Source organism: Sphingopyxis sp. GW821-FHT12C06, from assembly GCF_058807415.1.
In genome coordinates, this window is sequence record NZ_JBXAQR010000004.1 from 525,299 (window position 1) to 543,325 (window position 18,027).

Sequence of the window (18,027 nt, forward strand, 5' to 3'; positions counted from 1 at the left end):
CATCATGGCGTTCGCCCGAAGCCGATGCAAGCGGCCCGCCGCGTGCCGGAACACGGGCGGGCTGAAGTTGTTTTGCTTCAGGGTGTCAGCGGCTTAGCGCAGGCCCGAGAAGCGGACGTCCTGGACGCGGCCATAGCGGATATCGCAGCTGAACTTGCCCTTGTCATAATAGCCGCCACGACCCCAACGGCCCCCGTAGCCGTCGCGGACGACAACGCGGCCCTTGACCCTATAGCCGTCACGCTTGCGGTCGATGCTCGTCACCTCGGTGACATCGGTGCGGCCATAGCGGTTGCTGCCGCGTTCGACCGCGCGGACGCACTGGCTGACCGCGCTGCGGCTGTTGCCATAACGGTTATAGTCATAGCCATTGCCGTAACGCCGGTCGTCGTAGCGGCCGCGATCATTGTAGCGATCGTACCGATCATTGTCGCCGCTCGACAGGATCGCGGCGAGGCCGCCGATCACGACCGCACCGGCGATGATCTCGCCCGCGCTAATTCCGTCATGGTCGCGGTCGCGGTCGCGCGCCATCGCGGGAGTGGCGCTCATCAACATCGCGCCGATGGTGGCCGCACCAATTGCGGCCTTGGTGAAAGATAATCTGGTCAGCAGTGCCATGGTTCGGTCTCCTAAAAAAGCAGGCGGCGTCGATTGCGGCCTGTTGGAGAGTTTTTATCGGTCATGGCGTGACGCGGTGCTGAACCCGCCGCTTATCTGGGGTTCAGCCTTGGTTATGCCGGGGTTCATAAAAGGAAAAGGCCCTCCGCCATCGCTGGCGAAAGGCCTTTGCGCGAGGTTTGGAGAGTGGGGGTGTCAGCCGAAATTCACGTCGACGACGCGGCCATTGCGATAGCTGCAGCCAAAGCTGCGCACTTCGCCGCCGAGCCTCGATGCGGTGCCGGTGACGTACCAGCCGCCATTGTTCGGCTCGGTTCCGGTGATGCTGTCGACATGGGCATCTTCGCCCATTTCGCCTTCGACCGCCCAGCTACATGCGTCGGCGGCGCGGGCGTCGGCAGCCCCGCGACCATAGGCGCCGGTCTCTGCACCCGGATCATTGTCATTCCGGGGTTCGTAGCGGCGGGACTCCCGATCGTCATTGTCGCGATAGGGCGGGATATAGCGATCGTCGCGGTCGGGCCGGTCGCGTTTGTCCTTGCTCGCGGCGCTGGCGATCGCGGCGATGGTGCCGATGACGAGGAGGCCGCCCAGCACGTCGCCGACGCTGATCCGGTCGCGGTCGCGATGACCCCAGCCACCGTTGCCCCAGCCGCCATGGCGGCTACGCGCCTCAGCGGGCGTGGCGTTGAACCCGACCGATGTAACAACGACCGCAGCGGCGGCGGCAAGACTGGTGAAACGACGCATCGAGGATACTCCCCACGCAATGGGCAAAGGACGGTCCGGCCCGCAATTCATGAGGACTAGGCTGGCGATGCTTTCGCGTCGCTGAACCGTTGCCGAAGCGCGACGAGCCGTCGAAATGCAAAGGCCCCGCCGTCAGGCGGGACGGCGGGGCCAAAAGGCTGCTGAACTCCGTGAGTTCAGCAGGCGCAGCGTGGTTTGGCTCTGGTTGCCGCTTTCTTCCTGGCGGCATAGCGTTTGCGAACCGGCACATTTTCATAATAGGTCCGGGTGCTGGTCTCGACTCTTTCGGTCACCAGCGGCGCGCCTTGCGTGAAGGTCGTCGTGACGACGACCCCCGGCGAGTAATAGCCGTAGCTATAGCCGCCCTGATAAATGCCGTTCTGGTAAGTGGCCCCGCGGCTCGCCCACCAATCGTCGCACCGCTGTTTGTCCGATGCATTGCCAATCGCGCCGCCGGCGATCGCGCCCAGTGCGCCGCCCACGAGCGTTCCCGCGGTGCGGTTGCCGTGTCCGGCGATGCGGTTGCCGGCGACGCCTCCCACGACACCACCAACAACCGCACCGCCCGCTGTGCCCCCCCGGCCACAGCGTTGTTCCATCTCGGCGTCATAGCGCGGGTCGTATGCATATCGGCTGCGAGTCGCGCCGTCGTAAACCGGCCCGGAGGCCGGCGGCGGCGCATAGCCGGTGCCCGCACGACGTTCGACCGTACCTTCGTAGCTGCCGTCATAGCGGCGGCCGTCGGGCGCTTCATAAGTGCCGGTCCAGGTGCCGGTCCAGCGACCCTCGGCCTCATAACCTTCGACGCGGCGATAGTCGGCTTCGCTCGGAACGCGGTCAGGATAGCCTGTATAGACCCGGACATCGGTCGATGCGGGCGCGCCATAATCCAGCGTCGGGTGCGGGTTTGTGTCCATATTCGCGGCGGCGGTGCGGGTCGACGCAGTGGTCGTGGAAAGCTCGGCGCTTCCCGCACGTCCCGCCAGCAACAGTGACCCCACGGCCACTCCCAAAAGCAAAACGGTACGCATGCCAAACTCCCTGCTTCGACGGTCGCCGCCGTTGCGGGATAACCGAATAATTAACAGTTTGTTAGCAAATTTGCCGATCTATCGCGAATCTATTAACCTTCGGGACGCTGTTTCATTATGGGGCAGGCGATGCAGACGCAAGGGCGGCGGCGATGCGTGCAATCAGCCGTTCGGCCCCCGCCTGGTCGTCGGTGGTGAAGCGCGACGCTGTAGGGCTGTCGAGATCGAGCACTCCGATCAGTCGGTCGTCGGCTATGATCGGGACGACCAACTCGCTGCGGCTGTCGGCATCGCAGGCGATGTGGCCAGGAAAGGCGTGGACGTCGTCGACACGCTGGGTGGCTCGCAGTCGCGCCGCAGCGCCGCAGACGCCCTTGTCGAGCGCGATGCGGATGCACGCCGCCTTGCCCTGAAACGGCCCGAGCACCAGCTCGCTCCCGTCAAAGCGATAAAAGCCCGCCCAGTTGAGGTCGGGGATCGCCTGCCAGATGAGCGCCGCGACATTCGCCATATTGGCGATGCCGTCGGGTTCGCCCGCGACGAGCGCCGCGGCAGCATCGCCCGCCTCGGCCCACCGTGCTGCGGAATCGGTCGCGGAAAAGGACAGCGCGTAGGACATTATTCGACCGCCAGCCCGGTCCATTTCGCGGCAAAGGCATATTTGTCCGCGGCCTCGGCGATGATCTTGTCGGTCGGCTTGCCCGACCCGTGGCCCGCGCGCGTTTCGATACGGATCAGGTGCGGCTTGTCGCCGACATTGGCGTGCTGGAGCTGCGCGGCATATTTGAAGCTGTGCCCCGGCACGACGCGGTCATCGGTGTCGGCGGTCGTCACCAGCACCGCCGGATAGGGCGTCCCGCTCTTGATATTATGATAGGGCGAATAGGTCAGCAGATTGCGGAAGTCCGCCTCCTTTGCAGGAAACCCATAATCGTCGGTCCAGTAACGTCCGGCGGTGAAGCGGTCGAAGCGCAGCATGTCCATCACGCCGACCGCGGGTAGCGCCGCAGCGATCAGGTCGGGGCGCTGGTTGGTCACCGCGCCGACAAGCAGGCCACCGTTTGACCCGCCCTCGATCGCGAGCTGGCCCTTGCCGGTGATGCCCTCGGCGATCAGATATTCGCCTGCGGCGATGAAATCGTCGAAGACATTCTGCTTGTTGGCGAGGCGGCCGCCGTCGTGCCATGCCTTGCCATATTCGCCGCCGCCGCGCAGATTGGCGATCGCGAGCACGCCGCCCTTGTCGAGCCAGGCGAGCTTGGTCGGCGAAAAGCCCGGGACCATCGAGACGTTGAAGCCGCCATAGCCATAGAGGATTGTCGGCGATCCCTTGCTACGGTCGAGTCCCTTTTTCATCGCGACGAACATCGGCACTTCGGTGCCGTCCTTCGATTTGTAGAAGCGCTGTTCGACCGTGAATTGCTTGGGGTCGAAGGTCAGCTTGGGCGCCGCGAAAACCTCGGTCTTCCCGCTCACCGTATCGAGGCGGTAGATGGTCGTCGGCTGGGCGTAGCTGGAAAAAGCATAGAAGGTTTCGGGGTCGCTGGCCTTGCCGCCAAAACCGACCGCCGAACCGATGTCGGCGAGGTTGATGTTCGCCACCGGCTTGCCGTCGAGCGCGATGATCCGCGCCTGCGACTTGGCATCGCCAAGGTAGGAGAGGATGATCCGGTCACCGACGCGTGACGCCCCGACCAAAGTGGCTTCATTCTGGGCGACCAGTTCAGTCAGTTTGCCGGGCTTTTTGACATCCATCGACACAATGCGCTGGCGCGGCGCATCCTTGTTGGTGACGAAGGTAAACAGCGTCCCGGCGTTGGTTACATATTCCCAGTTGTTCGCGAAATCATCGACCAGCACCACGGGCTTCGCGCCCGGCTTGCCGGTCTGATAGAGCGTCAGGCCATAGCGTTCGTCGGTGCCCTCGGATCCGACGACGAGCAGATATTTGCCGTCGTCGGTAACCACCGCGCTACTGTTGAGCTTGGGCTTGCCGGGCGTCGCGTGGATCAGCACATCGGCGCTCTGCGGCGTCCCGAGCTTGTGGAAATAGACCGCGTGATTTTCGTTGAGCGACTGGAACGCCGCGCCTTCCGCCGGTTCGGGGAAGCGCGAATAATAAAAGCCGCTGCCGTCCTTCGTCCAGGCGAGGCTGGAGAACTTGACCCAACGAATCTCGTCGGCGAGGTCCTTGCCCGTCGCGACGTCCATCACCCGGACGATGCGCCAGTCTGTACCGCCGTCCTGCACGGCATAGAGGAGATGCTCGCCATCCTCCGACGTGGTCCATTCGGCGAGCGCGGTCGCGCCGTCCTTCGCCCAGCCATTGGGGTCGATCAGCACCCGTCCTTCGCCCTTCAGCCCGTCGCGGACATAGAGCACCGACTGCGGCTGCAACCCGTCGTTGCGGGTGTAGAAATAGCGGTTCCCCGCCTTGGTCGGCAGTCCGAAGCGCTCATAGTCGTAAAGTTCGGCCATGCGCTTCGCGAAGGTGTCGCGGCCGGGCAGCGTCGCCAGATAGGCGTTGGTGATCTTGTTCTGATCGGCGACCCATGCTGCGACCTTCGGATTGACGCGGACGTCGTCCTCCAGCCAGCGATAGGGATCGGCGACATCGACGCCGAACTGCGGATCGACCGTGTTGTCGCGCGCGGTGTCGGGATAGGTAAGCCCCGGTGCGCGCGCCGATGCCGCGGCCGCGTCGGCGGCCTGCGCCGTTGTTGGCGGCGTCATCAGGAGCGCCAGCGCCAGCGGCGCGGACAGGGGGCTGCGGGACATGGCAAGGCGATCCTCATCGTCTGGGGAAGTAATAATCGTGCATCCTCATGTAAGCATCGGAATAGGGCGGGCAAGGGGAATTGCCGCAGTCGTTCCGTCCCGGCAGCGCGGCCGATGCCGGTTGCCGGTGCCTGATGAAGGCGTTCTCAGGTCAATTCGACGGGGAAGAGCACGCCGGCATAAGAGACGATCGGCCCGATCAGCGGGACGATAATATCGACATTGAACTGGAATTTTCCGTCGATCTCGGCCTCGAAACTCGCCCCGGTCGGCAACAGGAAGCGCGGCATGGGGATGCCGAGGAAGCTCCATCGGCGTGGCACGAGGCATAGACGGTCGCCCTCGACGACCAGCGCCATTGCGAAGGACATGGGCCCAAAGCGTTCGACGAGCAGATGCTGGTTTTTTCCGGCGCCGCAGGATTGAACCGATGCGAATATGCCGCCGCCGAAGTCGCGGGTCCAGCGCTCGGCGTCCTTTTCGGGTGCGAAGGCGACCGTAACCGGTACCCGCGAGGCGGCCTTGGGAAAGCCGAAAATCGCGGCCGCGAAACGGGCGAACAGCCCCTTTCCGCGCCGGACGTCCGCATGGCCGCGCCATCGTCGCGGCGCCGTGCTGTCATGTAGTTCCTGGATACGTGCTGGCAACTGATCGAACGCAGGCCCCAATATCCGGCGATAGAGCGGGGCTTTGGCCTGCTCCTCCCGAAAGCCCGTGTGGATGGAGCGGCGTTGAAACAGTGCATCATAATCGGCGAGGGTCAGCGCCTCGACCGCCGATCGGGCGCCTGCGTCCGGGCGGTTCCCTGCCAGCAATTTGCGAATAATGGCTTCGATCGACATCGACGGGATGTAGGGGCCGTCGTCGCCCTCGGCCAAAAGATGCCAGCTGCGCTCCACCGCGACACCCTCAGCAACGCCGTGGGCCCGAATGAACATCCCGCCGCGATGTTCGCCAAAGCGCATCCAGTTGAGGATGGTGTAGAAGAGACGGGAGAAAGGCAGGTACGACGGCAAGTGGAGGGTCGCGCGCGCCTTTGCCAACAGATTCAGGATACGGTGCAATATCTCCGGGACGGGCCCCGCGCCCATCCAGATATCCGTCATCGCCCTATGCTCGGGCGGGATGACCTGTAAATCGGGCACATCGACCAGCGAGAAATGGATGTTGCGGAGCGGAAGGCGGCCGGGCACCGCGACGGTGAACCGCATGCTTTCGGCGAGGCCGGTGCCATAGGCCTCCCTGCCGCCGCGTCGCAATTTTACCGGCGCCCCGGCGTAGCCAACGACCGCGCGCATGACGTTGAGACCGATCCCGGCAAAGGGTGAGGGGGCGATGCCGCCTTCGACCGCGTGGATATCCATGGTCTTTGCCATCTCGCGCAGGACGGCCGCGGTCAGCGCCGGAAAGCTGCTGACGCCCGAAAGGACGAACACGCCCGCCGCCTTTGCCGCCGCGTCATATTGGCTCACGCCAAAGACGAAGTCGGCGGCGTCGGCGAAATCGACATAGTCGACGCCCGACGCGATGCAGGCTTCAATAACCTGATATCGGTCTGCGCCATAATCCTGAAACGGCCCCGACGCATCGACGACGAGGTCGGGGGTGAAGCGGTCCAAGCCCTCGGCAATTGCGCGTCGATCGAGCGCGTGGGGGAGCATATTGGGCTGCCCCTGATATCGGGCACAAAAAGCCTCTGCGCGCGACTGGTCGCGGCCGCAGATGATGAGTTCGATATCAGGAATGTCGGACAGCAGTTCGGCCAGACGTCCGCCGAAGACACCGTAGCCGCCAAGGATCAATATTCTCATTATGCCGATTGCCTTCGCTGTTCGATAAGTGTCGTGGGCCGGGTCATGCCCGCGATCAAAGGACGCGCCCGCTATATTCCGGCGGCGCGACCCAGCAGGTCGATCGCCTGCCGAACAGCCGATAGCGGTTGCGCGCGACCCAACGGTAAACCCGGTCGCGAAGGATCGGCGGAACAAGCCGGAAAATTGTCACCAGCTGCCAAGGAAAGCCGAGCCTTTCGTAGATGAAAAGCACGGCGTCGCTATCGCGCCGGACTTTGGGGCCTTCGACGACCAGTATGCTGATCGGGTCATTGGGATCCACGCCGTATCGGCGACAAATCTCCTTCCCGCCCCTTCCTTGCATGGATGCCAGCCTGAAGCGGTCGTTTGGGTCGTGTCGCAGAATGAACATCGCGTTGGCCGAGCAAAGCACGCATTCGGCATCGAACAGGATGATCGGGCCGTCATGATCGCGGGTTTCGATTTGGGCGTCAGGCATCGTGAAACAGGCCATGCTGGTTCAGCACTTCGCCCAGCCAGCGGTGCGTTACCCGGAGGTTGAAGGCAAAGCGCCCGCGCTCAAGGTGATGATGCGTCACGACCGTTACGCCCGGGGCGATCCATGCGGGAATGCGCAGGCGGATGCGTCCGACCTGCCAGAAATAATGGTCGGAGGTGAAGGTCAGCGCATCCGCTCCGGCCCGCACCGTCAGCGCCATGCCAAAGCCGCCGCCGATATGTTCCTCCAGCCCCGTCGGGCCAGCGAATTGCTTGGCGCTGTGGATCACCTGCGGCATCGCGCGGGCGCGGCCGTAGATGCGCGTCCAGATCTGTCCGCCGCTCCGGCAATCTTCGCTGACCGCGACAGCGGCAGGGGCGGGGCCGCTGCGGTTCAGCGGCAGCGGAGCGCCGATCAGGCGACAGAGTTGCGCGAGCAGCCAGCCTGCTGCGGACAGCCGCGTCCAGACGATTTCGCCGCTGTACAGTGCGACCGTCTGCCCGCTCAGCCGCTTGGCGAAGCGGCGGCGGATGTCGTCGGGCAGCGCGTCCCAGTCGTCGCGCGCGACGAGGCGGCGAAAGCGATAATCATAGAGGGCGTGGTCGTCGCTTGGCACAAGGCCGGGGGAGGGGGCTTCGATGCAGTATTCCTGTTCGGCCATAGCTTGCATCACCCGTCCCCTACCGCGCGTCCCTGGCCTTGCCGGGGCGCCAGTTGATCAGTTTCGTCACCCCGGCGCCGAGCTTGATCAGCCGCATCAGCGCTGGCTTGGGTACGCTGAGCATCTCGTCGTGCCAGCGGCTCATCGTGCTGACAAAGTCGAGCATGTCGGCGAGGCGTGCTTTCGCTCCGTCGCTGAGCGCTGGATCGTCTGCTGCCTGAGCGACACAAGCTTTCAGCGCTGCCTCTGCAGGATCGATCTCGCGCGCCTTGCGGCCCGCGGCGATGCGCGTCACCATTTCCCAGATATCGGTTTCGGCGGCGAAATGATCGCGCCGGTCGCCGAGCATCGGCATCCGCTGGATCAGTCGCCAGCCGAGGAGCTCCTTGATCGAATTGGAGACGTTGGAGCGCGCGATGCCCAGCATCTCGGCAATCTCTTCGGCATGGAGCGGGCGGTCGGACACGAACAGCAGCGCGTGAATCTGCGCCACCGACCGGTTGACGCCCCACTGCCCGCCGAGGCTGCCCCAGTGGAGGATGAACTCGGTCGCTGCGGGGGACAGTTTCGAATCATGTTCGTTAATTTCTGTCATAACAGAAATATCGGATAGGGCGGGTCACCTGTCAAGTGGTGTTCGAGCGGAGCTGAAATGCGATCCGTTGCCGAAGCAGGCGAAAGTCTGCCATGCCGGTCGCATGAGAAATGTATTGTTCATTTGCAGCCAGAACAAGCTGCGCAGTCCCACGGCAGAGCAGGTGTTCGCCAGTCATCCGGGTATCGAAGTTGCGTCCGCAGGAACCAATAACGACGCCGAAAATCCTCTGACTTCCGAGATCGTCCGCTGGGCGGATATAATTTTTGTGATGGAAAGAACCCACCGCGACAAGCTTCAGCGACGGCATCGCCGGGATTTGAAAGGCGTCCGCGTCATCTGCCTGGAAATTCCCGATGAATACGAGTTTATGGATGAGGAGTTGGTCGGGCTTCTGAAGGCCAGGGTGTCTCGCCACCTGCCTGCCTGATGCTAGGCTGGGCAAAGAAAAGGGCGGCTATCCTTTCGGATGCCGCCCTTGTTCCTGTATCGCCGGATGCGAGGCTCAGGCCTCCGCCATATCCTCGTCATACTGATCGACCGGACCCGAATCCTGGCCCTTGGCATCGACATCGCGGTCGACGAATTCGATGACAGCCATCGAAGCCGCGTCCGAGGCGCGGATGCCAGCCTTGATCACGCGGGTGTAGCCACCGGCGCGGTCCTTGTAACGCTCGGCCAGAATGTCGAACAGCTTCACGAGCTGCTTGTCGTCCATCAGGCGAGCCATCGCCAGACGGCGATTGGCAAGGCCGCCGCGCTTGGCGAGCGTGACCAGCTTTTCGACGTAGGGACGCAGTTCCTTCGCCTTGGCGACGGTCGTCAGAATCTGCTCATGCTTGATGAGCGAGGCCGACATGTTGCGGAACATCGCGGTGCGATGCGCGCTGGTGCGCTGAAGCTTCCGGCCACCAACTTTATGACGCATAATCCATTCCTTCGTTTGTCAGAGGGGCCGTTCAAGGTACCCCAAGCCTGGTCGATGCACGGGCCGACCCTTTCCCGTTGTGGACCCCGGCTTACGCCGGGGTGCCAGATCAGCCGAGCAGCTCCTGTTCGAGCTTCTTGGCCATTTCTTCGATGTTTTCCGGCGGCCAGCCGGGGATGTCCATGCCGAGGCGCAGGCCCATCGATGACAACACTTCCTTGATTTCGTTCAAGGACTTGCGGCCGAAGTTCGGGGTGCGAAGCATTTCGGCTTCGGTCTTCTGAACGAGATCGCCGATGTAGATGATGTTGTCGTTCTTGAGGCAGTTCGCCGAACGCACCGACAGTTCCAGCTCGTCGACCTTCTTGAGAAGGAAGCGGTTGAGCTGGTTGACGTCCGATTCGTCGCTCGCGGCCGAGGGGGCTGCCATGCCGATCAGGCCGCTGTCGTTCATCGCTTCTTCGAAGTGGACGAAGACCTGGAGCTGGTCCTGGAGGATGCGCGCGGCATAAGCGACGGCGTCTTCCGGGGTGACCGTACCGTCGGTTTCGACGGTCAGGTTCAGCTTGTCATAGTCCAGTTCCTGGCCGATGCGGGCATTGTCGACCTTGTAGGCGACCTGGCGCACGGGCGAGTAGAGCGAATCAATCGGGATCAGGCCGATCGGCGCGTCGATGGGACGGTTGGCGACGGCGGGCACATAGCCCTTACCGGTGTCGGCAACGAGTTCCATGTTCAACGTCGCGCCGTCGTCGAGGTGGCAGATGACGTGGTTCGGGTTCATCACCTTGATGTCGCCCGACACCATGATGTCACCGGCCTTGACGGTCGCGGGACCGGTTGCCGACAGCTGCAGCCGCTTCGGGCCTTCGCCTTCCATCTTGAGCGCGATCTGTTTGACGTTCAGGACGATGTCGGTGACGTCTTCGCGCACGCCGGCCAGGCTAGAGAATTCGTGCAGGACGTTCTCGATCTTGATCGACGTGATCGCTGCGCCCTGAAGCGACGAGAGCAGCACGCGACGCAGCGCGTTGCCCAGCGTCAGGCCAAAGCCGCGCTCGAGCGGTTCGGCGACGAAGGTCGCTTTGCGCTTGCCGTCGCTGCCAGCCTTGATTTCCAGGTTGCTGGGCTTCTTCAATTCCTGCCAGTTCCGGATATTGACAGTCATGGTCTTCCCTTTGCTTTTGGCGGGACGGGCGGGGACGGTGATCCGACCGGTCCGGCGTAGAGAGGTGGTCGGGCGGCGCCCCGGCGGTGGGGCGCGCCCGGAAGAGGCGTCAGACGCGGCGGCGCTTGGCCGGGCGGACACCATTGTGCGGGATCGGGGTCACATCGCGGATCGAGGTGATGTGGAAACCAACCGCCTGCAGCGCGCGCAGCGCCGATTCACGACCGGCACCCGGGCCCTTGACTTCGACTTCCAGCGTACGGACGCCATGTTCGGCGGCCTTCTTGCCGGCGTCTTCTGCGCAGACCTGTGCAGCATAGGGAGTCGACTTGCGGCTGCCCTTGAAGCCCATCATGCCGGCGCTCGACCAGGCAATTGCGTTGCCCTGTGCGTCGGTGATGGTGATCATCGTGTTGTTGAAGGTCGCGTTGACGTGGGCGACGCCCGACGAGATGTTTTTGCGTTCGCGCCGACGAAGGCGCTGCGGTTCACGTGCCATGTTGCTATCCTAAATCCTGAATTCCTGAAGCTGACCGACGGCGCCTTGCGGCTTGCCTCCGGCGAAAAATAAGGAAGCGCGCCGGGGACGCGCTCAAACCTTACTTCTTCTTACCGGCGATCGCCTTGGCCTTGCCCTTGCGGGTGCGCGCATTGGTGTGCGTGCGCTGGCCACGGACCGGAAGGCCCTTGCGATGACGCAGGCCGCGATAGCAGGCGAGGTCCATCAGGCGCTTGATGTTCATCGCCACGGTGCGGCGAAGATCGCCTTCGACCGTGTGGTCGGCGTCGAGTGTTTCACGGATCTGGAGCACTTCGGCGTCGGACAGGTCCTGCACGCGGCGCGTGTGATCGATGCCCAGCTTGTCGGCGATATCGACGGCGGTCTTGCGACCGATGCCGTGGATGTAGGTGAGCGCGATGATCACGCGCTTGTTGGTGGGCAAATTGACGCCCGCGATACGTGCCATGGTAAACTTTCTCCTGCTCCACAGGGCCGTTGGCAAACGGCCCCATCTCAAAGCGTCTGACTTCCAACGCAAAAAACGGACCACGATGCGCAGGCGCGCTTCGCCGTCCGGTCAAGATGTCGGAATAGGGCTGCCGTTACGGCGAGTCGGGCCGATTGTCAAGCGCGCTGCGGCGACTGGAGCGCGCAAATCCGCGGGTCAGGAGGGCGCTGTAAGCGCGACGGCGCGGTCGCGCAAGCGGTCGACGACGGCTTGGTGGATTCCCGGAGCGCAAGTGATGACCCCGAATGCCTGGGCGCGCGGGGTGTTGAAGATGAGGGGCTGGCCGAAGGCGTCGGTGACGCTGGCGCCTGCCTCGGTCGCGATGAGCGCGGCGGCGGCGACGTCCCATTCGAACCCCCAGCGCAGCGTCGCGACAAGGTCGGCCCGGTCGTCGGCGACGAGGGCCATGCGTAACGCGATGCTGTTCGGCTTGGTCACCATCACCAGGTCACGGTCGATCTTGGGCAGGCTGTCGGCGGGAACGCGCGCCCCGTCGAAACTCGTGCGCTGGCTGGCGCGCAGCGTCTCACCGTTGAGCAATGCGCCCTGGCCGCGGCGTGCGACCCAAAGTTCATCGAGCGCGGGTGCATAGAGCACGCCGATTTCGGGGGCGCCGTCGACGACCAGCGCGACCGACACGCACCAGCCGGGGCGACCGCGGATGAAGTCGCGGGTGCCGTCGATCGGATCGACGCACCACATCGCGCGCCGCGACAGGCGGTCGGCACTGTCGGCGGTTTCTTCGGACAACCAGCCTGCTTCGGGGACCATCGCGCCGAGTACGGCTTTCAGCCGCGCATCGACCGCGAGGTCGACGTCGCTGACAGGATTGTCGTGCGACTTGTTCCAGACATTGACCGCCTTGCCCTCGCCGCGCCAGCGCGCCATCGCCATGTCGCCGACCTCGCGGGTCGCGGCGATCACAGCTTCAAGGTTGCGGCCGGGCATTAGCTGCTCGCGACGGTCATGCCGTCGAGGCGCAACGTCGGCGCGTTAGTGCCGTGGCGGAATTCCAGATCATTCGCCGGGATGATTGCGGCGAACATGTCGATCAAATTGCCCGCAATGGTGAATTCGGCGATCGGCCCGGCAATCTGGCCATCCTTGATCAGAAAGCCCGACGCGCCGCGGCTGTAATCGCCGGTGGTCATGTTGACGCCCTGACCGATCAGTTCGGTGACATAGACGCCGTCCTTGATGCCTGCCATCAACTCGGCGGGGGACTGGCTGCCGGCCGCAAGGTGGAGGTTGCTCGCGCTGACACCCGATGCACCGCCGCCGCGGCTGGCGTGGCCGGTGGGCGTCAGGCCGAGCTGCTTCGCCGACGCGGTGTCGAGCAGCCAGCCGGTGATCTTGCCATTGGCGACAATGTCGCGCGCGGCGGTCGGCAAGCCTTCGCCGTCGAAAGCGCGGCTGCGTAGCCCGCGTTGGCGGTGCGGGTCGTCGCGGATGATGATGTCGCTGTCGAACAGCGCCTGTTCTTCCTTGCCGAGCAGAAAGCTGGTGCCGCGCGCGATTGCCGGGCCGGCGATCGCGCCGAGCAAATGGCCGATCATGCCGCCGCTGACGCGCGGATCGAGCAGCACGGGGACTTTGCCGACGGGCGCCTTGCCGGGATTGAGACGCGCGACGGCGCGGGTCCCCGCGCGCGCGCCGATGTCGGCGACGCTTTCCAGGTCGGACAGATAATGCGCGCTGTGCCAGCCATAGTCGCGCTGCATGTTCGCGCCTTCGCCAGCTATTACGCTCGCTGACAGGCTGTGGCCGCTCGACCCATAGCCGCCGGCGAATCCGTGGCTGGTCACCAGCGCGAAACGCGTGCGGCTGTGGCTCGCGCTGCCGCCTTCGCTGTTGGTCACGCCGGAGACCGCGCGAGCGGCTTCCTCGACTGCGAGTGCGGCTTCGCGCAGCGCCTTGGGATCGGCTTCGCTGCCGTCGTCGAGATCGAAGTCGGGGGCGGTGCCCTTGAACAACAGTGCTTCGGGGGCGAGCCCGGCATAGGGGTCTTCGGGGGCTTCGCGCGCCATGGCGACGCAGCGCTCGACCAGCTTGGCCAGTTCGCCGGCATCCATGTCGGCGGTCGATACGCTCGCGCTGCGCTGGCCGACGAAGACACGGAGCGAAATATCCTGCCCCTCCGACCGCTCGACATCCTCGAGCGCGCCGAGCCGCATCGAGACCGAGGTGGCGGCGTTGCAATAGTAAAGCGCGTCGGCGGCGTCGGCGCCGGCTTTGGCGGCGGCGTCGCACAGCATCTGCGCGCGATCGAGGGCTTCGGAAACGGTCAGCATTTCTGCGCCCTATACGGCGCAGGCGAAGCCGTCAAAATCAAAGTCGGTGGCGAGGCGCCGGATCAGCCCGCGATCTTGGTGATTGCGTCGGTGGCCGCCATCGCGCCACTGACCCACAGAAAGGGCAGCGTCAGCGCCGCGGCCCACAGACGGCGGACGTCGCGACGGAAGCGAGCGTGGAGTCCCCAACTTGCCAGCGCTTGGCGGCTGAGGTGATACCAGCGGCGCTCAACCGAGCGCGTGATCGGAAGTGCCAGCGCGATCAGGATGACCAGCGCGACGATGATCAGTGCGGAAGGGGCGCCGGCGGAGATCGCGCTGGACACCAACCAGATTTGCAGCGCGGCGAAAGCGATCAGCGCGGTCGCTGCATGCAGCGTCATTCGGCGACCGAGGCTTCGTGCCGCAGGCACACTCGCGGTCGAGCGCCGCCACAGGCGCGGTCCAAATGTTGATGCCATATTCAGCCCCCTTAGGCCGGCGATTCCCAGAAACGCCACGATTTGCCTCAAAAACTCCCGAGTCAAGACAGGTTGCACGTGATTCGTTAAAATTTGCTTCGATTCGCCCCGGATTCGGAACCAAATCGCGTTGGGCTGCAAAAAAACGCTGCAATTTTGGTGACATCGGGCGCCGAACGGAGGCGGAGGGCCCTATTGGACAGACTCAGGAGGGCGCTAGAAATCTCGCGGGGCGACTCGGAAATGCCGTTGCGGATGCCGCCCCGACTCAGCGTGGGGGCGGGACCGGCAGCGGCTGGGCGTCGGGGTCGCCGTCGGTGTCTGCAGGCGCACCGCCGCGTGCTTCGAGTTCGGCGGCGCGGCGCTGCCGTTCTTGCAGCGCTTTTTCCTCGGCGACGACCGCGGCCTCGACGTTATCCGCTGCGGCATCGATGCCGGCGATGCGCTTGGCGCGTTCATCGGCGATCATCGCCTGCCAGTCGGTCTTGTCAGCGGCTTGACGTTCGGCCTTCGCGCCCGCGACCAGCGCCTGGGTACAGCCGGTGAAGCCGCCGAGTCCGGTCGGCGAGCAGCTGTCGGTGCCAAAACGGCCGACGCGTTCGAGCGCGACCACCTTGTTCGCCCAGGCCTGATTGCGCGGGTCCAGCACGCTGCCGCCACGGAACATCTGCGGCACGCGATAGCGCTCGGTCTCGGGCAGGCGGTTGCAAACGACGATTTCGTCGGGGCTGCTCTGTTCGCACTTGTCGTTGCCGTAGACGATGACCTGGTTGATCTTTTCACCCTCGGCTGCGTCATCCTGTGCGGTGGCGGGCAGGGCGAGGGTGCTACCGGCCAGGATCAGCGCAAGAAAGGGGAGGCGGGTCATCGGATCATCCTTTGTCATTTCACGGGCATTTGGCACTGCGACCCTGCATCCGGCGTGAACGGACGGGTGCAGGGGCTGTATCAGATACGCTTCGACAGCGCGATGGCTGCGCGGCAGCCAGCGCGGATCGCAAAGCTTAGCAGCGGATAGCCGGGAGCGCTTTCGGCGCCGGCGGCGAGCGCGGCTTCCTTGTGCTCGAGTTCCTCGGCGCGGAAATCGGCGACGGCGTCGGCGAGTTCGGGGTCGCTGTCGCCCAGTTCGTCGAGCTGGTCGCGATAGTGGCGGTCGATTTCGGTCTCGACCGCGGCGGTGCACGCCATCGCGGCGCGCGGTCCCATTGCTGCGGTCACCGCGCCCAGCGCAAAGCCCGCGACTTTCCACATGGGTTGCAGCGCGGTCGGGCGCACCCCGCGCCGTGCGATCATATCGTCGAAGAATTTGCGGTGCCGTTCTTCCTGATCGGCCATATGCGCGATTTCGCGTGCCATCGGGTGGCGATCGCCCATCACCGCGAGCTGGCCGGCATAGATGCGCGTCGCGCCATATTCGCCGGCTTGGTCGACGCGGATCATCGAAGCTGTGCGCTTGTTATTCATACCGCCGATGTGGTCCGGCGGCGCAGCAAGGTCAAGACGAGCGCTGTGGCGCCGAATGAGAAGATCGCGTTGAAGCCCGCGAGCGAAACGCCGCCCAATGTCCATTGCGGCACGTCGCAGCGGGTGATCGGCGCCGCCATGATGTCATTCAGCGAGATCGGCCCGCTCGCCCCGGTACTGCACGTCGTCAGCCCTTCCCAGAAACCATATTCGACCCCGGCGTGAAAGACGCCGATCGCACCGCTGATCGCGATAGCGACGGCAGCGAGAAGGGTCAGTATGCGCATTGCCCGGTCATTCCCGCGGAGAAGCAGTGCGAGCGCTGCCAGCACGATGGCTGCCTGGTGCGGCCAGCGCTGCCAATAGCACATCTCGCACGGGTGCAGCCCAAAGCCATATTGTGACACCAGCGCCCCGCCATAAAGCAAGAGCGGGGCGGCGAGCGCGACAAGCGGCGCAGCGGGGCGCGAGTTCAACATCGGCGGCGCCCCTTAGTTGCTGCGGGTCGGCTTGGCAGCGGCGGGCTTGCTGCCCTGCGCCATGCGCGGCGTTGCCGGATTGATGCGGCCGATCGTCTGCAGTGCATAATGCAGCTGATAATCCTCGATCCCCTTGGCCTTCAACTGTTCGGGCGTCTCGGTGAAGCGCGGATCAGGCTTTTCGTCCTTTTCGAGCAGGCCGTTGTCGACCTTCTTTTCATTGACGAGGTGGCGGCGCAGGTCGCTTTCGCGGAACTTCGGCCGCGCCGCATAGTCGGGGTCGGACAGCTGGGGTACGCGGATGTCGGGTTCGATCCCGCCTTCCTGCACGCTGCGGCCCGACGGGGTGTAATAGCGCGCGGTGGTCAGGCGGAGTGCGGTGGTGTCGCTGAGCGGCAGCACTGTCTGGACCGATCCCTTGCCAAAGCTGCGCTCGCCCATCACCACCGCACGATGCTGATCCTGCAAGGCGCCGGCGACGATTTCGGAGGCCGAGGCCGAACCCGAATCAATCAGTACAACCACGGGCGCCCCTTGCGCAACGTCACCCGGTTCGGCGAAATAGCGTTCGATATCGCTCTTCTTTCGGCCGCGCTGCGACACGATTTCGCCGCGCTCGAGGAACAGGTCGCTGATCCCGACGGCCTCGTCGAGCAGTCCGCCGGGGTTGGAGCGCAGATCGAGGATCCAGCCGCGCGGTTTCTTGCCCAGCGATTTTTCGGTCGCGAGCATCGCAGCCTTGAGGTCGCGGGTCGCGTCGGCGGAGAAGCTGGTGACGGTCAGCACGCCGACGTCGCCCCTTACTTCCCATTTGACCGGTTTCAGATCGATGATCTCGCGCGTCAGCGACATTTCGATCGGCTTGTCCTGGCCTTCGCGGACGATCGTGATATCGATCTTGGTTCCCGGACGGCCGCGCATTTGCTCGACCGCTTCGTCAAGCGTCATGCCGAAGATCAGTTCCTTGTTGATATGGGTGATATAGTCGCCGGCCTTGATTCCCGCCTTCGCGGCGGGGGTGTCGGCGGTTGGCGCGATCACTTTGACCACGCCGTCTTCCATCGTCACCGAGAGGCCGAGGCCGCCGTATTCGCCGTCGGTCTGCGTACGCAGGTTCGAAAAGCCGCGCGCGTCGAGATAGCCTGAATGCGGGTCGAGGCTGGCGAGCATGCCGTTGATCGCACCCTCGATCAGCTTGTCGTCGCTGACCGGTTCGACATAATTGGCCTTCACTTCCAGATAGGCGTCCATGAAGCGCGCGATTTCTTCCTGCGTCGATGCGTCGACGCTCGCCATCGCGCCCGTCGCCAGCGGCACCAGCGCCAGCGTGCTGAGCGCGGCGGCGCCCTGCCACAGGGCAAAACGGCGCTTCGGGGTGGTAGCGATCTTGGTCGATTCGGTCATGGGCGTCTTTCAATCACGCGAGAATATTCCCGCCTTATAATCCCCGGTCCGCCATCCTCCTACGCATTTATGCGCCGGTCAAGCGAGCTGTCCC

21 protein-coding genes are annotated in these 18,027 nt (G+C 64.3%); 1 reads left to right on the top strand and 20 read right to left on the bottom strand.

The annotated features are described in order from the left end of the window. Nucleotides 1-93 precede the first annotated feature (93 nt). From AC1RRJ_RS14825 to AC1RRJ_RS14865, 9 genes are all read right to left on the bottom strand, one after another. A complete protein-coding gene (locus AC1RRJ_RS14825) occupies nt 94-621 on the bottom strand; it encodes a hypothetical protein (protein ID WP_493123982.1) in 528 nt (175 codons plus the stop codon). A gap of 195 nt (nt 622-816) precedes the next feature. Then, entirely contained in the window at nt 817-1,371 is a 555-nt protein-coding gene (locus AC1RRJ_RS14830; RefSeq protein WP_493123984.1) for a hypothetical protein, read from the bottom strand. 176 nt (nt 1,372-1,547) lie between these two features. Next, complete coding sequence (locus AC1RRJ_RS14835) at nt 1,548-2,402, bottom strand: glycine zipper 2TM domain-containing protein (RefSeq protein WP_493123986.1); 855 nt, start codon at nt 2,400-2,402, stop codon at nt 1,548-1,550. 115 nt (nt 2,403-2,517) lie between these two features. Beyond that, nucleotides 2,518-3,021 (bottom strand): GAF domain-containing protein, encoded by a 504-nt coding sequence (locus AC1RRJ_RS14840; protein ID WP_493123988.1) that lies wholly within the window; start codon nt 3,019-3,021, stop codon nt 2,518-2,520. Beyond that, nucleotides 3,021-5,180 (bottom strand): prolyl oligopeptidase family serine peptidase, encoded by a 2,160-nt coding sequence (locus tag AC1RRJ_RS14845; protein WP_493123990.1) that lies wholly within the window; start codon nt 5,178-5,180, stop codon nt 3,021-3,023. The genes AC1RRJ_RS14840 and AC1RRJ_RS14845 overlap by 1 nt, the downstream gene beginning before the upstream one ends. Before the next feature lie 146 nt (nt 5,181-5,326). Beyond that, nucleotides 5,327-6,991, bottom strand: a complete 1,665-nt coding sequence (locus AC1RRJ_RS14850; protein WP_493123992.1) for a saccharopine dehydrogenase family protein — start codon at nt 6,989-6,991, stop codon at nt 5,327-5,329. A gap of 55 nt (nt 6,992-7,046) precedes the next feature. Further along, entirely contained in the window at nt 7,047-7,487 is a 441-nt protein-coding gene (locus AC1RRJ_RS14855) for a thiol-disulfide oxidoreductase DCC family protein (protein ID WP_493123994.1), read from the bottom strand. Then, a complete protein-coding gene (locus AC1RRJ_RS14860) occupies nt 7,465-8,142 on the bottom strand; it encodes a DUF4166 domain-containing protein (protein WP_493123996.1) in 678 nt (225 codons plus the stop codon). Before AC1RRJ_RS14860 ends, AC1RRJ_RS14855 begins: the two co-directional genes overlap by 23 nt. Nucleotides 8,143-8,152: 10 nt before the next feature. Continuing rightward, complete coding sequence (locus AC1RRJ_RS14865) at nt 8,153-8,728, bottom strand: GbsR/MarR family transcriptional regulator (RefSeq protein ID WP_493123998.1); 576 nt, start codon at nt 8,726-8,728, stop codon at nt 8,153-8,155. Nucleotides 8,729-8,831: 103 nt separating this feature from the next. On the opposite strand from AC1RRJ_RS14865, the gene AC1RRJ_RS14870 reads away from it, so the two are divergent. Continuing rightward, entirely contained in the window at nt 8,832-9,158 is a 327-nt protein-coding gene (locus AC1RRJ_RS14870) for a low molecular weight protein tyrosine phosphatase family protein (protein WP_493124000.1), read from the top strand. A gap of 75 nt (nt 9,159-9,233) precedes the next feature. Here AC1RRJ_RS14870 and rplQ read toward each other — a convergent pair whose 3' ends face one another. The 11 genes from rplQ to AC1RRJ_RS14925 form a co-directional block, all read right to left on the bottom strand. Continuing rightward, on the bottom strand, nt 9,234-9,656 hold the full coding sequence (gene rplQ, locus AC1RRJ_RS14875) for a 50S ribosomal protein L17 (protein WP_493124002.1): 423 nt from the start codon (nt 9,654-9,656) through the stop codon (nt 9,234-9,236). 109 nt (nt 9,657-9,765) lie between these two features. After that, on the bottom strand, nt 9,766-10,824 hold the full coding sequence (locus tag AC1RRJ_RS14880; protein WP_438322187.1) for a DNA-directed RNA polymerase subunit alpha: 1,059 nt from the start codon (nt 10,822-10,824) through the stop codon (nt 9,766-9,768). 109 nt (nt 10,825-10,933) lie between these two features. Then, the gene (gene rpsK, locus AC1RRJ_RS14885) at nt 10,934-11,323 is read right to left on the bottom strand and encodes a 30S ribosomal protein S11 (protein WP_003040416.1); all 390 of its coding nucleotides are present in this window, start codon (nt 11,321-11,323) and stop codon (nt 10,934-10,936) included. 100 nt (nt 11,324-11,423) lie between these two features. Continuing rightward, the gene (rpsM, locus tag AC1RRJ_RS14890; RefSeq protein ID WP_493124005.1) at nt 11,424-11,792 is read right to left on the bottom strand and encodes a 30S ribosomal protein S13; all 369 of its coding nucleotides are present in this window, start codon (nt 11,790-11,792) and stop codon (nt 11,424-11,426) included. A 198-nt stretch (nt 11,793-11,990) separates the two neighbouring features. Further along, nucleotides 11,991-12,782: an inositol monophosphatase family protein gene (locus tag AC1RRJ_RS14895; RefSeq protein WP_493124007.1), complete on the bottom strand. Its 792-nt coding sequence runs from the start codon at nt 12,780-12,782 to the stop codon at nt 11,991-11,993. Further along, a complete protein-coding gene (locus AC1RRJ_RS14900) occupies nt 12,782-14,125 on the bottom strand; it encodes a TldD/PmbA family protein (protein ID WP_493124009.1) in 1,344 nt (447 codons plus the stop codon). Before AC1RRJ_RS14900 ends, AC1RRJ_RS14895 begins: the two co-directional genes overlap by 1 nt. Nucleotides 14,126-14,187: 62 nt before the next feature. Continuing rightward, entirely contained in the window at nt 14,188-14,586 is a 399-nt protein-coding gene (locus AC1RRJ_RS14905; RefSeq protein ID WP_493124011.1) for a hypothetical protein, read from the bottom strand. Between the two features lie 268 nt (nt 14,587-14,854). Then, nucleotides 14,855-15,454: a hypothetical protein gene (locus tag AC1RRJ_RS14910; RefSeq protein WP_493124013.1), complete on the bottom strand. Its 600-nt coding sequence runs from the start codon at nt 15,452-15,454 to the stop codon at nt 14,855-14,857. An 80-nt stretch (nt 15,455-15,534) separates the two neighbouring features. After that, the gene (locus AC1RRJ_RS14915; RefSeq protein ID WP_493124015.1) at nt 15,535-16,050 is read right to left on the bottom strand and encodes a demethoxyubiquinone hydroxylase family protein; all 516 of its coding nucleotides are present in this window, start codon (nt 16,048-16,050) and stop codon (nt 15,535-15,537) included. Beyond that, the gene (locus AC1RRJ_RS14920; RefSeq protein ID WP_493124017.1) at nt 16,047-16,529 is read right to left on the bottom strand and encodes a disulfide bond formation protein B; all 483 of its coding nucleotides are present in this window, start codon (nt 16,527-16,529) and stop codon (nt 16,047-16,049) included. The genes AC1RRJ_RS14915 and AC1RRJ_RS14920 overlap by 4 nt, the downstream gene beginning before the upstream one ends. A gap of 12 nt (nt 16,530-16,541) precedes the next feature. Next, on the bottom strand, nt 16,542-17,933 hold the full coding sequence (locus AC1RRJ_RS14925) for a S41 family peptidase (RefSeq protein ID WP_493124019.1): 1,392 nt from the start codon (nt 17,931-17,933) through the stop codon (nt 16,542-16,544). Nucleotides 17,934-18,027: the final 94 nt, after the last annotated feature.

Excerpts from the sequence above, each read along its gene's own strand:
- AC1RRJ_RS14825 (WP_493123982.1), bottom strand. The coding sequence starts at position 621 with ATGGCACTGCTGACCAGATTATCTTTCACCAAGGCCGCAATTGGTGCG.
- AC1RRJ_RS14830 (WP_493123984.1), bottom strand. The coding sequence starts at position 1,371 with ATGCGTCGTTTCACCAGTCTTGCCGCCGCCGCTGCGGTCGTTGTTACA.
- AC1RRJ_RS14835 (WP_493123986.1), bottom strand. The coding sequence starts at position 2,402 with ATGCGTACCGTTTTGCTTTTGGGAGTGGCCGTGGGGTCACTGTTGCTG.
- AC1RRJ_RS14840 (WP_493123988.1), bottom strand. The coding sequence starts at position 3,021 with ATGTCCTACGCGCTGTCCTTTTCCGCGACCGATTCCGCAGCACGGTGG.
- AC1RRJ_RS14845 (WP_493123990.1), bottom strand. The coding sequence starts at position 5,180 with ATGTCCCGCAGCCCCCTGTCCGCGCCGCTGGCGCTGGCGCTCCTGATG.
- AC1RRJ_RS14850 (WP_493123992.1), bottom strand. The coding sequence starts at position 6,991 with ATGAGAATATTGATCCTTGGCGGCTACGGTGTCTTCGGCGGACGTCTG.
- AC1RRJ_RS14855 (WP_493123994.1), bottom strand. The coding sequence starts at position 7,487 with ATGGCCTGTTTCACGATGCCTGACGCCCAAATCGAAACCCGCGATCAT.
- AC1RRJ_RS14860 (WP_493123996.1), bottom strand. The coding sequence starts at position 8,142 with ATGCAAGCTATGGCCGAACAGGAATACTGCATCGAAGCCCCCTCCCCC.
- AC1RRJ_RS14865 (WP_493123998.1), bottom strand. The coding sequence starts at position 8,728 with ATGACAGAAATTAACGAACATGATTCGAAACTGTCCCCCGCAGCGACC.
- AC1RRJ_RS14870 (WP_493124000.1), top strand. The coding sequence starts at position 8,832 with ATGAGAAATGTATTGTTCATTTGCAGCCAGAACAAGCTGCGCAGTCCC.
- rplQ (WP_493124002.1), bottom strand. The coding sequence starts at position 9,656 with ATGCGTCATAAAGTTGGTGGCCGGAAGCTTCAGCGCACCAGCGCGCAT.
- AC1RRJ_RS14880 (WP_438322187.1), bottom strand. The coding sequence starts at position 10,824 with ATGACTGTCAATATCCGGAACTGGCAGGAATTGAAGAAGCCCAGCAAC.
- rpsK (WP_003040416.1), bottom strand. The coding sequence starts at position 11,323 with ATGGCACGTGAACCGCAGCGCCTTCGTCGGCGCGAACGCAAAAACATC.
- rpsM (WP_493124005.1), bottom strand. The coding sequence starts at position 11,792 with ATGGCACGTATCGCGGGCGTCAATTTGCCCACCAACAAGCGCGTGATC.
- AC1RRJ_RS14895 (WP_493124007.1), bottom strand. The coding sequence starts at position 12,782 with ATGCCCGGCCGCAACCTTGAAGCTGTGATCGCCGCGACCCGCGAGGTC.
- AC1RRJ_RS14900 (WP_493124009.1), bottom strand. The coding sequence starts at position 14,125 with ATGCTGACCGTTTCCGAAGCCCTCGATCGCGCGCAGATGCTGTGCGAC.
- AC1RRJ_RS14905 (WP_493124011.1), bottom strand. The coding sequence starts at position 14,586 with ATGGCATCAACATTTGGACCGCGCCTGTGGCGGCGCTCGACCGCGAGT.
- AC1RRJ_RS14910 (WP_493124013.1), bottom strand. The coding sequence starts at position 15,454 with ATGACCCGCCTCCCCTTTCTTGCGCTGATCCTGGCCGGTAGCACCCTC.
- AC1RRJ_RS14915 (WP_493124015.1), bottom strand. The coding sequence starts at position 16,050 with ATGAATAACAAGCGCACAGCTTCGATGATCCGCGTCGACCAAGCCGGC.
- AC1RRJ_RS14920 (WP_493124017.1), bottom strand. The coding sequence starts at position 16,529 with ATGTTGAACTCGCGCCCCGCTGCGCCGCTTGTCGCGCTCGCCGCCCCG.
- AC1RRJ_RS14925 (WP_493124019.1), bottom strand. The coding sequence starts at position 17,933 with ATGACCGAATCGACCAAGATCGCTACCACCCCGAAGCGCCGTTTTGCC.